Below are 13,251 nucleotides of genomic sequence, written 5' to 3'. Positions count from 1 at the left end.
TCCCGACGCGGGGCCCAGGTTCGGTGCCTAGCGTGCGCCGCATGGTCGTGACGCGTGAGGACGAGAAGCTGGCCGGGGCTGCCGTGGAAGGCCTGTGGGCGGGGGTGGAGCTGACGCCCAAGCCGGGGCTTCCCGATGCGCGGGAGGCGGATCTGCCGGGGCTGCGGTGGTCCGCGCGGGCGTTGGAGCCCGGGTTCGCCGCGATGGCGGCGGCCGCACGGCGGACCGGGGAGCCGGGCCGCGCGCTCAGGGAGGAGTTGGGCGCGATCGGGCGGGCCACGGAGCGCGACATGGCGCGGGCGGACGGCGGCGCGGGGACCCACCACGGGGCCGTGTGGCCGCTGGGGCTGCTGGTGGCGGCGGCCGCGCTCGCGCCCGCCGGGGACCTGGACGAGATCACCGCCCTCGCCGGCCGGATCGCCGCGCACCCCGACGCGCGGGCGCCCCGCCGCCCCTCCCCCGGTTCGGCCGTCTCGGTCCGGTACGGGGCGGCCGGCGCGAGGGGCGAGGCGCGGGCCGGGTTCCCGCACGTACGGCGGGCGTGCGCAGCCCTCCGTACCGCCTGCGACGCCGGGGCCCGCGAGCCCGAGGCCCGTCTGAACGCCCTGCTCACGGTCATGACCACCCTCCAGGACACCGGGCCGCTCCACGCGGCCGGCCCGCACGGCCTGCGGGAGGTGCAGGACGGAGCCCGTGAGGTCCTGGCGGGCCGGACAGCGGTCGAAGCCCTCGACCTGCGGCTACGGGAACGGGGCCTGATCCCCCGGGGCAGCGGCCATCTGCTGGCCGCTGCCCTGTTCGTGGACGCGCTCCGTCAGTAATCCGTACCGGTGTGGGTGGCGTCGGGGTCGACGCCCAGGGTCAAGGTGGCGAGGACGCCCTTCTCGATCTTCTTGGCCCGGTACTTGAGCGTGAGCAGACCGCCCTCGGCCCCGTTGCCGGGGTAGATGGTGTCGGCGTCGAGCGTGGTGCGCTCGGTGGTGCTGGTGGAGTACGGGGCGACCTCGGCCGAGTCGAGTACGGCGCTCTCGGCGAAGAAGAGCTGCCCGGTGTGGCAGGTGTGCCCGCCCTCGTACCCGGCGGACGTCATCGTCCCTCCCGCATGCACCTTGGTGTGGATGTGCACGCAGCGCCCCCGGTACCAGCCGGGGAAGACGGTCGTGAACTCCACGTACCCGTGCTTGTCGGTGAGCTGCGTCCCGCGTAGGTACCGCTTGTCGTCGGTGGGCTCCTCGTGCCCACCGCCACCACCGCCACCGCCGGGCCCGGGGCCGCCGGTCGGCGGCGTACCGGTGGGAGCGCCCGTGGGCGGGGCCCCGGTGGGAGGCGTACCGCCCCCGGAGCCACCCGTGCTGAGGCTCTCGTACCCGGAGTAGATCCCGAGCGCGTCGCAGTGCCAGATGTCCACGGCGGCGCCCCGCAGCGGCTCACAGCTCTCGGAGTCGATCACCTTGAGGCGCACGGTGAGGGGGATGCCCTCGCGGTCCTCGGTGATGTCCTTCCGGATCTTGTCCGCGTCAATGTAGTACGGACCTTCGGTCGTCTCGGAGGTCAGCCGATAACAGGCCTCGCCGGACGTCGTCGTCTCGGAGGTCGTGTCCGCCGAGGCCGTGGTGACGACCCCGGCACCGATCCCGGCCGCGACCACGACCCCACCCCCGGCGACGAGGGCCCGCCGCCGGGTCATGTCCCGCCTGTGCTTCTGGTTTTCGCTCATGGGCGAGGACCCTAGGAACGGCACCTGTCAGGAACGTGAGAGCGGGCTGTGGGTAGCTGTGTACGTCAACTGCCGGAGGCGTACGCGACGAACCCGGCCCACGCGGCGGGCGCGAGCGCGAGCTGGGGCCCGACGATGTCCTTGGAGTCCCGGACGTGCACGGCGCCGGGGGCGGCGGCGACCTCGACGCAGGAGTCGCCCTCGCTACTGCTGCTGTAGCTGCTCTTGAACCACGCCAGTTCGGAGGCGTCCCCGGCCGAGGTGTTGCGGATCATGTTTCTCCCAGCAATTGCTCGATGAGGGCCGTCGACTCACGAGGAGTGAGAGCCTGAGCCCGGATGATGCCATAGCGCAACTCAAGGATATGGAGCTGTTTCCGCTCGGTCGCGGGCCGCCATTGGCCACGGCAGGCGAGCGACCGACAGCCGATCCGTCCTCGAACTTCAGCACCTCGATGCCGCCCGCGAGCCCGGCGTGCTCCTCGCGGTTCATCGGCATGACCTGAAGCTCGACGTTCCGGAGTCGCCCGACCTCCAGCAGGTGTTCCAACTGGTTGCGCAGCGACGCACGCCCGCCCAGCGGGCGCCGGAGCGTCCACTCCTCCAGTACGAAGCTGAGCTCCGGCGCGGGGTTCCGCTCGAAGACGCTCTGACGGGCCACCCGCCCCGCCACCATCCGCTCCACGTCGTCCTGCGAGTACGCCGGGCGCCGCATGAGCAGCAGCCCACGCGCGTACTCCGGGGTCTGCAGCAGGCCGTGGATGTTGAGCGGATCGTACAGCTGGAGCTCCACCGCCCTGGCCTCAAGGTTCGCCAAGTCCCGAACCTTCTTCGGGTAGCGGACCTTCGCCACGTCCTCCTTCATCGCGGAGAGCAGCCCACCCGCCCCCAGCACCTCGTCCGCCTTGTCCAGGTACTCGGGCCGGGGGATCCGCTTCCCGCCCTCGATCTTGTAGACCAGGTCCTCGCCGTAGCCGACCACCACCCCGAACTCGGCGGCCCGCATCCCCACGGCCTCCCGCCGCAGACGCAACTGCCGCCCCACTGTGGCGATGACGGCGAGACCCCAGTCGTCGTCCGGGTCGACCTCCCACCCCGGCTCGTCCGCCTCGCTCTTGAGGTGCCGTACTCCTTCGTCCACCGACATGCGCGCCCTTCCTCCAACCGCCCGATCACCGCAACATCCCTACCCGGCGCACAGGTTCGGACAGGCCGGACAGCAGTGGACAAGCCCCGGACAGTGACCGTACGCATCGGTGCCGTCACTGTTCACGCTAACCAGGGGCGACCACGCTCGGTGACGTGAACCAGAAGAACACCACCCAAGTACCAGTACAGGACCACGACTTCCGAGTGCTGTTGTCACCCACTCCGCGCGGCGCGAGGCTCGCCCGGCTGCTCGCCGTCGAGTGGCTACGGACGGGCGATGTCCCGTACGAGGTGACGGAGGCGGCCACTCAGATCATCGCGGAGCTCGCGGCGAACGCGGCCACCCACGGGCGGGTGAGCGGCCGGACCTTCCGTCTCTCGCTGTGGGTTTCGGCGAAGGCGCTCCGGATCGAGGTGACGGACACGCGGGGCGACGCCCTCCCCCGGCACACGGGGCGGGGCCTGCTGCTCGTGGAGGCGCTGGCCGACCGGTGGGGCGTCGACCTGGGACCCGTACCCAGGAAGACGGTGTGGGCGGAACTCGACCTGCCACGCCCCTGACCTGTGCAAACAACCCAGCCACCGAAGCACGGAATCGCGAGCTTCGGTGGGTCGGGCGGTCTTTCCAAGGACGACAAGAGAGAGAAAGAAACCCACCAAACCCCACCCCTCCCGCCCCAAGGACGACACTCACTCATGCGGGTGAAAGAACCCAACTGGGCTGGATTCGAGAGGGGTTGCCTGCTTTACGCTCAGCTCGATCGGCATATGCCGCCAGACATGAGTCAGCCCTCGCCGGGACGGCAATCCCGAATGGCGAGGGCCTGACTCGAGGAAGTTAAGGGCTTCCCCATGGGCAACCACGCTACAACGCGCACCCCCTCCCCGTCCCGTAAGAGCGCGGGAAACCACCCTCATAGGGGCACGCGCACACGCTCCGCCGGCGTCATCCACGACAACACCCGCCACAGCACCCGCTTCACGGTGATCGGCAACCACCTGGCCCAGCACCCGGAGCTGTCGGGGCTGGCCATCGGACTCGCCGTCTACATCCAGTCGCTGCCGAGCGGGGCGCCGGTCGACATCAAGTCGCTCGCGGCCCGGTTCCCCGAGGGGACGACCCGGATCGCCGCCGCGCTGCGTGAGCTGGAGGCCCACGGCTACCTGCGCCGTACGCGGGAGCGCACCGACTGCGGGCGGATGATCACCCGTACGGTGTCCTGCAACCAGCCCGGCCGGACCGGCGGCGAAGACGTGCCGAAGCCCAAGCCGAGGCCCCCGGCCCGCCGGCCGGAGGCGAAGAAGCGCCGCGCGCTGCCGGCCGTACCGCAGCCCGCGTACCCGGCGCCGGACCTCCTGGCCACGGCCCTGGACATCCTGGCGGGCCTGCACCGCGAGGACCCCCGCCTGCACCTCTCCGCCACGGACGCCGAGCACCTGACCCCAGGCGTGGCCAGCTGGCTGGAACGCGACCTCACGCCCGACGACGTACGCCGCGTCCTGACCTTCGACCTACCGAAGGAACCCATCCACCGCCCGGCCTCCCTCCTGGCCCACCGCCTCAACGCCGGCCTCCCGCCGCTCCCGCCGTTCCGTCCTCAGACCCCGGCCGTCGTGCACCCGATGCAGAACTGCGACAGCTGCAACCACGGCCACCGAGCCCCGGAACCGGGGCCCTGCCGGGCCTGCCGCACGGCAAACGACTGACCCTCACGCGCCAGGGAACCAGGAGAATCCCTGCAGTCATCTCACTGCACGAGCGCAGCAGGCGAGCTGGTCCGCGAATTCCTGACCCAGCGACCCGCACACAGGACCTTTCCCGCCTCCCGGCAGGGGATGCGGCGGTGAGCGACTACGTCGGAGCCTTGCGGCGATTCGGCGCGGTCGCCGGGTAGAGCCTCGGACCGCCGCGGAAGGGCCCGGGGCGATGCCGTGGAACGCAGGGCCGCGACCACATCGCGCTCGCGGCCGGGACAGCTCTTCCCGGACGGAACCGAAGGGCACTGCGGGCGCCGACCTGACAAAGACGCGCCGAACCACGCACGATGCCGCGAGGCCTTGGCCCACCCGCTCTGCGGCTCAAGTGCCAGCACACCAGCGCGGTTCGCACGGACCCAGGCTGTCGTCCGCCGACAGGCGCGGCCAGATCGGACTTTTGTTCGTTGCTGGTGTGAATGGTCGCATGGCAGCATGCGTGAGTGGATGAGACCGGGGACGACGAAGCACTGAAGCCTCAACAGTTCTCGAGGCTGGCGGAGTTGGCAGACACACCGGTTCCGGTGGAGGAGCCCGCGCCGGAGACGACGCCGCCTGTGCCGAACCTTCCGGAGCCGGAAGCCGTCGACGAGGTGGCGGTGGCCCGCCGGGAGTTTGCGCGATTGCTCGGTGAATTTCGACGTACGGCGGTCGTGATGCCGTTCGACGAGTACGGGAGTCCGTGGACGGCCGACTTCAACGGGGTCCGGTGGATCTGCGCGTTCTCGGACGAGGAGGCGCTGGCGCGGTTCGCGGTCGCGCGGGGGGATGCGGCGCGGGAGTGGACGTACCAGACGATCCTCGGCGCCCGGCTTCTCGACGTGATGGTGCCGATGCTGCCCGGTCCGGCCGGGGTCGCGCTGGACGCGGGCAGCGAGGACGGAATGGTCTTCCCTCCGGTCGCGGGGATCGTTCCGGATGAGGTGGCGGTCGATTTCGGGGGGACGGGGACACGATGAGCGGGAACGAGCCTGATCTCGCGGCGCCGGCGGAGGCGCTGGCGGCGATAGCGAAGGGTATCGACCTGGCCCATGCCGAGCTGAAGGAGCTCGGGATGACCGGCGAGGCGTCGGCGGGCCGGGGGTTCTCCGACCTCGCCCTGTCCGGCCTTGAGTTGGGGCACGGCGGGCTGACGTCGGAGTTCGAGACGTTCTGCGACCGGTGGGAGTGGGGCGTCCGCACGCTGACCATGCGGGGGAACGGGTTCGCTCAGGCGGTCGGCCTGTCCGCCGGCTCGTTCGCGGAGCAGGAGCAGTACATCAAGGACTCGATCAAGATCGGCGTGAACTCCCTCAACGGGAACCCGCACCTCTCCGAGGACGAGGTCAAGCAGAAGAGCTGGGACACCATCCGTGACCAGCGGACGTGGGACGGCGCGGACTGGAGCGGGGAGTCGTTCAGCGACGCTCACGACGAGGTCAAGCAGACCTGGAAGAACACCGCGTACGACGTCGAGGACTCGATGCTCGACGGCATGGAACGCTCGGGCGCGCTGGACCCTGAGCGGCGGGAGGCGGCGGACGAGCGGCTCAGGGACCTGCTCGATCCCGACCAGGCAACGCTCGACCAGGCTGAACAGCCGCGCTGGGGGGAGAGCCGCTGATGGTGGACTGGGGCGGTCTGGTCGACAAGGGCATCGACAAGATCGGTGACGGCATCGACAAGGGCAAGGAACTCGTCGGCGAGGGCATCGACTCCGCGACCGACTACACCGGTCAGCTCCTGGACACGGCGGGAGCGCACGACTGGGCGGACTCGGTCGAGGACTGGGGCGACGAGACCGCCTCCTCCCTCGGCGCGGAAATCGGGGAGAAGCAGCTCGGGCAGACCGAGGACGCGAACGAGCTCGTCCACGGCAGACCGGAGAAGATCGCCGAGGCGGTGAAGAACCTCCGGGACTTCCAGCGCGCGTTCGACCTGGTCGGCGGCGGGATGAAGAAGCTGGACGCAGGTCACTGGAAGGGCGAGGCGGCCGACGCGTTCCGGGAGAAGTTCCAGACGCTGCCGACGGACTGGCTGCACGCGGCGGACGCGATGGAGAACGCGGCCAAGGCGCTGGAGACGTACTCCCAGGCGATCGTGAGCGCGCAGGGCAAGGCGCGTGAGGCGATCGCGCTGTACAAGGAGGGCGACGAGGCCTCCAAGGCGGCCGAGGCCACACACAAGGAGAAGACCGCCGCCTACGAAGCGGCCCGCACCAGCGACAGCCCGCTTCCCGATCCCGGCCCGTTCACCGACCCCGGCACGGCCAAGCGGCAGCGCGCGCAGGAGATCCTCAACGACGCGCGGAAGGCCCGCAACGAGGCCGCGGAGACGGCGAAGGCGGCGGTCGGCGCCGCCCTCGCCCACGCGCCCAAGGAACCGACGGGCCGCGAACGGGCCAAGGCCGAGCTGATGGACCACGCCCTGGGCCAGGGCTTCGAGCTGGCCCACTTCGGCGGTGGCGTCGTCAAGGGCACGGCCGGCCTGCTCAACTTCGTCCGCTCGGTCAACCCGGTGGACCCGTACAACCTGACCCACCCGGCGGACTACTACAAGGGCGTCAACATGACGCTCGCCGGCCTGGTGTCCACGGCGGCGAACCCGGACCGGGCCCTGAAGAACGCCTGGGACGCGGCGAAGGGCGACCCGTCGGAGTTCCTCGGCCGGCTGGTGCCGGAGCTGATCGGGACGAAGGGCGGCGGGCTGATCAGGGCGGGCCTGCGCGACGCGCTGAAGAACGGCACCAAGCACCTGCCGGAGGGGAAGAGGCCGCCCGGCAGCCGCGGGGACCACGGGAAGGACCCTGACAGCAACGGCAAGACGTGTGGCGAGACGGCGTGCAAGAACGATCCTGTCGACATCGCCACGGGCCGGATGCTGCTGCCGCAGACCGACATCGCTCTACCCGGCTCGCTGCCGCTCATCTTCCGTCGCACCTTCGACTCCACGCGGCGCTCCGGGCGCTGGTTCGGCCCGACGTGGTCGTCGACGGTGGACCAGCGGCTGGAGATCGACTCGGAAGGCGTCGTCTTCAGCTGCGACGAGGGCAGCCTCCTCGCCTACCCGCACCCGGCCCCCGGCGTCCCGGTCATGCCCACGCACGGCCGGCAGTGGCCACTGGACCGGGTCGAGGACGGCTACACGATCACCGACCCCACGACCGGCACCGTCCGGCACTTCGGCGACCACGACGACGAACTCGCACTCCTGGCCCAGATCGACGACCGCAACGGCCGCTGGATCACCTTCGAGTACGACGAGTCGGGTACCCCCACGGCGATCGTCCACCACGGCGGCTACCACCTGAAGCTCACCACGAGCGAAGGCCGCGTGACCGCCCTGCACCTCGCGGGAGCGGCCGCGGACGGATCCGACCAGGAGGTCCTGCGCTACGGCTACACCAACGACCACCTGACCGAGGTCACCAACTCCTCCGGCCGCCCCGTGCGCTTCGGCTGCGACGAGCACGGCCGCATCACCTCGTGGACCGACACCAACGGAAGCCACTACGACTACGTCTACGACGACCAGGACCGCTGCACCTATCAGTCAGGCGCCAACGGACATCTCGAAGCCACGTTCACCTGGGACGACGTGGATCCGGCCACCGGGCTCCGCCTGACCACCTTCACCGATGGCGCGGGGAACACCGAGCGTCATCTGATCAACGACCGTGCACAGGTCGTCGCCGAGATCGACGCACAGGGCGCGGTCACGCGCTTCGAATACGACCGTCACAACCGCCTGCTGTCACGGACGGACCCGCTGGGCCACGTCAGCCGCTCCACCTACGACGAGCACGGCCGCAGGACGATGCTGGAGCGCCCGGACGGCCGGCAGGCGCGGGCCGAGTACGACGAAAACGGGATGCCGACACGCATCACCGGCACCGACGGCAACGTCACCCGCCAGACCTTCGACGAACGCGGCAACCGCACGTCGGTGACGGCCCCCTCGGGCGCCCGGTCGGAGTTCGCGTACGACGAGCAAGGCCGACTGACTTCGGTGACGGACCCGCTGGGCGCCACGACCCGCTTGGTCCTGGACGCCCGGGGACTCCCCGTCGCGATCACCGACCCCCTGGGCGCCACGACGCGCTACAAGCACGACGCGTTCGGCCGCACGGTCGAGGTGACGGATGCCCTGGACGCGGTCACACGCCTGGAATGGACGGTCGAGGGCCGCCTGGCGCGCCGGACGGCACCCGACGGCACGGTGGAGTCCTGGACGTACGACGGCGAGGGCAACTGCCTGAGCCACACGGACGCGATGGGCGGCACGACAAGCTTCACGTACACGGACTTCGACCTCCTCACCTCCCGCACGGGCCCGGACGGAGTCCGCCACGAGTTCTCCCACGACTCGAACCTGCGGCTGACGCGGGTGACCAACCCGCAGGGCCTGACCTGGGACTACGACTACGACCCGGCGGGCCGCCTGCTCACGGAGTCGGACTTCGACGACCGGACGCTGAGCTACGACTACGACGCGGCGGGCCGGCTGACCTCCCGCACGAACGGTCTCGGGCAGCGCGTCAGCTTCTCGCGCAACGAACTCGGCGGGACCGTCCGCAAGGACGCCGAGGGGTCGGTCACCACGTACGAGTACGACCTCTTCGACGAACTGGCGTCGGCGACCGGACCGGACGCGACGCTGATACGTCTCCGGGACCGCTACGGCCGCCTGAAGTCGGAGGCGGTCAACGGCCGGACGCTGACGTACGCGTACGACGAAGTGGGCCGCCGGGTGGGGCGAACGACGCCGGGTGGTGCGGTCAGCACGTGGTCGTACGACGCGGCGGGCCGCAGGACGAAGCTCACGGCATCCGGACGCGAGCTCGCCTTCTCCTTCGACGCTCTGGGTCGCGAAGTGGACCGCACGGTCTCGGACTTCGTGTCTCTGACGTCGTCGTTCGACGAGATGAGCCGCCTGACGACGCAGGAGATCACCTCGCGCGGCAGCCGTCTCCAGCACCGCGCGTACGGCTACCGCCCGGACGGCGGCCTGATCTCCGTCACGGACGGCCTTACGGGCACGCGCCGCTTCGACCTGGACGGCGCGGGCCGCGTCACGACGGTACGGGCGGACCGGTGGACGGAGCGGTACGCCTACGACGAGGCCGGCAACCAGACAGAGGCGGACTGGCCGGCCGCCCACGCCCATCACGACTCGACGGGCCGACGCACTTACACCGGCACCCGCCTCACCCGGGCCGGATCGGTCCAATACGAACACGACGCCCAGGGCCGGGTCACGCTCCGCCGCCGAACCCGCCTCTCGCGGAAGCCGGACGTCTGGCGCTACGCGTGGGACGCGGAGGACCGCCTGACCTCGGTGACGACACCGGACGGCACGGTGTGGCGGTATGCGTACGACCCCCTGGGCCGCCGCATATCCAAGCAATCCCCTTTCGAAACCGTCCACTTCACGTGGGACGGCACGACCCTCTGCGAGCAGACGACGGACGACGTCACCGTCACCTGGAACCACGCGGGCCTACGCCCCCTGACCCAGACGGAACGCCGCACGGACACGGACTCCACGGGCTCCACGAATGAGCGCTTCTTCGCCATCGTCACCGACCTGATCGGCACCCCGACCGAACTCGTCGACGAGTCGGGCACCTTGGCCTGGCACACCCGCACGACCCTCTGGGGCACGACCACCTGGAACCGCAACGCCACGACGTACACCCCCCTTCGCTTCCCAGGCCAGTACTTCGACCCGGAATCGGGGCTCCACTACAACTACTTCCGGTACTACGACCCGGAATCGGCCCGGTATCTCAGCCAGGATCCCCTGGGGCTGTCTCCCGCCCCGAATCCGGCTACGTACGTCCATGCCCCACACAGGTGGAGCGACCCGCTGGGACTCTCACCCTGCCCGGATGAACGCGGTAAATACGACTTCCGGCAACCAAATCCCCAGTTTCCACCCGACCAGGGTGCCGTAGACGCCATGAGGTCCGCCCCTCGTGGTGGAAACATCGATTGCTCGGAGATCGCGGAACGAGTACTCGAGGGTTCCAGCGGTAACGGGAAGATCATCAACTTCACGCTCAGGGAAGGCGATGACATCAACATCCCGGAGAATATGGGTTCACTGGTGACGGGGTATCGATATCATGATGTATACACGGACGGGAAATACGTATACGACCCAGCGATGAGCAACGACCCCATTCCCTATGGTGACTATGAACGTGCGATTCGTCTGAATAACCCCGGGAAGAAATTGATCGTCGGCGACGGCGGATACGACGGCCCTCTCTGGTGACGTGGCGAAAGGTATCGGACTCATGTCGACACGATTTCGCGTGGCGGGCGAGGCAATCAGCCGTCTTGGGGCCTTGGAGTGGTTCAAGCTGAGCGTGAGTCGTCACCCGGACCTTGGGCACCTTCAAGTGCCCTACATCGGTTGGCGGTTCGCCGAGCCCAGCGATGCGAAGCTCCGGTTCGTCGAAGACGCCGTGCGCGCAACACCCACCCAGGTGGACTGGCGCCTGGACACGTCCCGGCGGAACTGGCTTCTCGCTCCGGCACGCATCCTGGGAGACGGTGCGAACCCGGCCGCTTCGCCCGCCTTCGACGAACGCGTCGAGGCAGCCACGCGGGACCAGGGTTTCTGCGCGCAGGCGTGGGACGACCTCGACGCGATCATACGAACCCTGGGCGACCTCACCGCCGCACGAGAGGACCTGCACGGGGGCTGAGCTGTCGCGGCCGCTGGGGGTCAGGGGCCGCTGATCGTTCGCGCAGCCGAGAAACACCGGTGGGGCCCGGCACCGTATCTACGGTTCCGGGCCCCACCAGCGTCGAAGGGCTGATTACCGCCCCGCCTCCGGGTGGACCGACTCCGTGACCGGGCGGTCCTCCGTGACGGTCTTCTTCTCGACCGGCTTGCGGAGCTGGATGTTCAGTTCGCGCAGGCGGGACTCGTCCAGCTCGGTCGGGGCGCCCATCAGGAGGTCCTGGGCGTTGCCGTTGAGCGGGAAGGCGATGGTCTCGCGGATGTTGGGCTCGTCGGCGAGGAGCATGACGATGCGGTCGACGCCCGGGGCGATGCCGCCGTGCGGCGGGGCGCCGTACTCGAAGGCGCGGAGCATGCCGGCGAACTCGGACTCGACGGTCTCGCGGGAGTAGCCCGCGATCTCGAAGGCCTTGAACATGATCTCGGGCTCGTGGTTCCGGATGGCGCCGGAGGAGAGCTCGATGCCGTTGCAGACGATGTCGTACTGCCAGCCGAGGATGTCCAGCGGGTCCTGGGTCTCCAGGGCCTGAAGGCCGCCCTGCGGCATGGAGAACGGGTTGTGCGAGAAGTCGATCTTGCCGGTCTCCTCGTCCCGCTCGTACATCGGGAAGTCGACGATCCACGCGAAGCGGAAGACGTTCTCCTCGAACTGGCCGGCGCGCTTGGCGGCCTCGACCCGGACCGGGCCCATGATCTTGGAGACCTCGTCGAACTCGCCCGCGCCGAAGAAGATCGCGTGGCCGGGGGCCAGGCCGAGGCGCTCGGTGAGGACCTTGACGTTCTCCTCGGTGAGGAACTTGGCGATGGGGCCGGTGAGGGCGTTCTCCTCGCCCACGCGGACCCAGGCCAGGCCCTTCGCGCCGAGGGAGACCGCGAAGTCGCCGAGGGAGTCGAAGAACTTGCGCGGCTGGTCGCCCGTGTTCGGGACGGCGAGCGCGCGGACGTGCTTGCCGGCGAAGGCCTTGAACTCGGAGTTCTCGAAGACGTCCGAGATGTCGACGAGTTCGAGGGCCGTGCGCAGGTCCGGCTTGTCGTTGCCGTACTTGAGCATCGACTCGCGGAACGGGATCCGCGGGAAGGGGGAGGTGACGTGGCGGCCGTTGCCGAACTCCTCGAAGAGTTCGGTCATCAGCTTCTCGATGGGCTGGAAGACGTCTTCCTGCTCCACGAAGCTCATCTCGACGTCGAGCTGGTAGAACTCGCCCGGCGAGCGGTCGGCGCGGGCGTCCTCGTCGCGGAAGCAGGGCGCGATCTGGAAGTACCGGTCGAAGCCGGAGATCATCAGCAGCTGCTTGAACTGCTGCGGCGCCTGCGGCAGCGCGTAGAACTTGCCCGGGTTCAGTCGGGACGGGACGACGAAGTCGCGGGCGCCCTCGGGGGAGGTCGCGGCGAGGATCGGGGTCGCCATCTCGTTGAAGCCGAGGGCCACCATCTTGGAGCGGATGGAGGCGATGACGGCGGAGCGCAGCATGATGTTGCGGTGCATGCGCTCGCGGCGCAGGTCGAGGAAGCGGTACTCCAGGCGCCGCTCCTCGTTGACGCCGTCGTCGGCATTGATGGTGAAGGGGATCTGCTTGGCGGCACCCAGGACCTCGACCTCGGCGGCCTCGATCTCGATCTCGCCGGTCGGCAGCTCGGGGTTGACGTTCTCCGCGCCGCGGGAGACGACCTTGCCGTCCACGCGGACGACGGTCTCCTTGGTCAGCTTGTCGAGAACCTCGGCGGCGGGGGTGCCGGGCCGGGCGACGAGCTGCGTGATGCCGTAGTGGTCGCGCAGATCGATGAAGAGGATGCCGCCCAGGTCGCGCCGATTGTGCAGCCAGCCGCTCAGCCGGACGTCGGTGCCGACGTCAGAGGCGCGGAGCTCGCCGCAGGTGTGGGACCTGTACCGATGCATCG

The 13,251-nt window shown here is 69.6% G+C and carries 10 protein-coding genes and 1 pseudogene; 7 read left to right on the top strand and 4 right to left on the bottom strand.

What is annotated here, in order from left to right:
* Positions 1-41 precede the first annotated feature (41 nt).
* On the top strand, positions 42-821 hold the full coding sequence (locus tag AC07AW_RS24310; RefSeq protein ID WP_478817549.1) for a triphosphoribosyl-dephospho-CoA synthase: 780 nt from the start codon (positions 42-44) through the stop codon (positions 819-821).
* Here the strand turns inward: AC07AW_RS24310 and AC07AW_RS24305 are convergent.
* The 3 genes and pseudogenes from AC07AW_RS24305 to AC07AW_RS24295 all read right to left on the bottom strand — a co-directional run bounded on the left by AC07AW_RS24305 (position 815) and on the right by AC07AW_RS24295 (position 2,863).
* Positions 815-1,717, bottom strand: coding sequence for an intradiol ring-cleavage dioxygenase (locus AC07AW_RS24305; RefSeq protein ID WP_478817548.1), 903 nt, complete (start codon positions 1,715-1,717; stop codon positions 815-817). The genes AC07AW_RS24310 and AC07AW_RS24305 overlap by 7 nt on opposite strands.
* A 65-nt stretch (positions 1,718-1,782) precedes the next feature.
* A complete protein-coding gene (locus AC07AW_RS24300; RefSeq protein WP_478817547.1) occupies positions 1,783-1,992 on the bottom strand; it encodes a DUF397 domain-containing protein in 210 nt (69 codons plus the stop codon).
* Positions 1,989-2,863, bottom strand: a pseudogene (locus AC07AW_RS24295) (helix-turn-helix domain-containing protein). The gene AC07AW_RS24300 and the pseudogene AC07AW_RS24295 overlap by 4 nt, the downstream one beginning before the upstream one ends.
* Before the next feature lie 155 nt (positions 2,864-3,018).
* Here AC07AW_RS24295 and AC07AW_RS24290 point away from each other — a divergent pair.
* From AC07AW_RS24290 to AC07AW_RS24265, 6 genes are all read left to right on the top strand, one after another.
* The gene (locus tag AC07AW_RS24290) at positions 3,019-3,426 is read left to right on the top strand and encodes an ATP-binding protein (protein WP_478817546.1); all 408 of its coding nucleotides are present in this window, start codon (positions 3,019-3,021) and stop codon (positions 3,424-3,426) included.
* Positions 3,427-3,717: 291 nt separating this feature from the next.
* The gene (locus tag AC07AW_RS24285; protein ID WP_478817545.1) at positions 3,718-4,572 is read left to right on the top strand and encodes a helix-turn-helix domain-containing protein; all 855 of its coding nucleotides are present in this window, start codon (positions 3,718-3,720) and stop codon (positions 4,570-4,572) included.
* 491 nt (positions 4,573-5,063) lie between these two features.
* A complete protein-coding gene (locus tag AC07AW_RS24280) occupies positions 5,064-5,579 on the top strand; it encodes an SseB family protein (RefSeq protein ID WP_478817544.1) in 516 nt (171 codons plus the stop codon).
* Positions 5,576-6,223: a hypothetical protein gene (locus tag AC07AW_RS24275; protein WP_478817543.1), complete on the top strand. Its 648-nt coding sequence runs from the start codon at positions 5,576-5,578 to the stop codon at positions 6,221-6,223. Before AC07AW_RS24280 ends, AC07AW_RS24275 begins: the two co-directional genes overlap by 4 nt.
* The gene (locus AC07AW_RS24270) at positions 6,223-10,878 is read left to right on the top strand and encodes a putative T7SS-secreted protein (RefSeq protein WP_478817542.1); all 4,656 of its coding nucleotides are present in this window, start codon (positions 6,223-6,225) and stop codon (positions 10,876-10,878) included. The genes AC07AW_RS24275 and AC07AW_RS24270 overlap by 1 nt, the downstream gene beginning before the upstream one ends.
* Before the next feature lie 22 nt (positions 10,879-10,900).
* A complete protein-coding gene (locus tag AC07AW_RS24265; RefSeq protein WP_478817541.1) occupies positions 10,901-11,314 on the top strand; it encodes a hypothetical protein in 414 nt (137 codons plus the stop codon).
* A gap of 114 nt (positions 11,315-11,428) precedes the next feature.
* Here AC07AW_RS24265 and aspS read toward each other — a convergent pair whose 3' ends face one another.
* Positions 11,429-13,249: an aspartate--tRNA ligase gene (gene aspS / locus AC07AW_RS24260; RefSeq protein WP_478817540.1), complete on the bottom strand. Its 1,821-nt coding sequence runs from the start codon at positions 13,247-13,249 to the stop codon at positions 11,429-11,431.
* Between the last annotated feature and the right edge of the window lie 2 nt (positions 13,250-13,251).

The organism is Streptomyces sp. NPDC044003 (assembly GCF_056435185.1).
The sequence above is the reverse complement of the archived record's forward strand: the minus strand, read 5'-3'. Positions and strand labels throughout refer to the sequence as shown.

Coding starts and splice junctions, on each gene's coding strand:
- AC07AW_RS24310 (WP_478817549.1), top strand. CDS start 42: ATGGTCGTGACGCGTGAGGACGAGAAGCTGGCCGGGGCTGCCGTGGAA.
- AC07AW_RS24305 (WP_478817548.1), bottom strand. CDS start 1,717: ATGAGCGAAAACCAGAAGCACAGGCGGGACATGACCCGGCGGCGGGCC.
- AC07AW_RS24300 (WP_478817547.1), bottom strand. CDS start 1,992: ATGATCCGCAACACCTCGGCCGGGGACGCCTCCGAACTGGCGTGGTTC.
- AC07AW_RS24285 (WP_478817545.1), top strand. CDS start 3,718: ATGGGCAACCACGCTACAACGCGCACCCCCTCCCCGTCCCGTAAGAGC.
- AC07AW_RS24275 (WP_478817543.1), top strand. CDS start 5,576: ATGAGCGGGAACGAGCCTGATCTCGCGGCGCCGGCGGAGGCGCTGGCG.
- AC07AW_RS24270 (WP_478817542.1), top strand. CDS start 6,223: ATGGTGGACTGGGGCGGTCTGGTCGACAAGGGCATCGACAAGATCGGT.
- AC07AW_RS24265 (WP_478817541.1), top strand. CDS start 10,901: ATGTCGACACGATTTCGCGTGGCGGGCGAGGCAATCAGCCGTCTTGGG.
- aspS (WP_478817540.1), bottom strand. CDS start 13,249: ATGCATCGGTACAGGTCCCACACCTGCGGCGAGCTCCGCGCCTCTGAC.